Genomic DNA, 407 nt, shown 5'->3' with positions numbered 1-407 from the left:
AGCCTGGTGTTGACTCATCAGGAATTTGATTTAATCAATGCATTTCTTTTAACCTTTGTGGAAGAATTCAACGTCTTTGTCGATAGGGGTGAATTTTCGACACTACCTAATAAAAATGTTCCGAAAGCAAAGGCATTGACCAAAGCCTACGCACAACAACATCCCGAAGCAAAAGCTGTCTGTGACAAGCTGATTATGCAGTTTGATGTAGCGATAGAAAGCGGCAATGATGTGGAATTTACGTAAGAAGAAAAATTTTTTATTGAAATTGTCAGAAAAAAGCGAACAACAAACAGTATAAAGATGAAGATTGACAAATACACCATAGCGGCCGAGTTAGAGAAATTCGTAAAGGAGAAAGGAGTCTCCTTTATAGAAGATTTTCCAGCCATTCCCCAAGATATGCT

General features: G+C 37.8%; 1 protein-coding gene. It reads left to right on the top strand.

Translation table 11 applies throughout. From position 1 onward, the window contains the following. Positions 1-246, top strand: a 246-nt coding sequence (locus EAD96_RS30955; RefSeq protein ID WP_158614768.1) for a hypothetical protein, incomplete at its 5' end; no start/stop codon positions are given. Positions 247-407: the final 161 nt, after the last annotated feature.

The sequence above is a fragment of the Micromonospora sp. BL1 genome (assembly GCF_003667485.1).
GTDB lineage: Bacteria > Actinomycetota > Actinomycetes > Mycobacteriales > Micromonosporaceae > Micromonospora > Micromonospora tulbaghiae.
Note: the sequence above shows the minus strand (reverse complement) of the source record. Positions and strands in the feature narration are given on the sequence as shown.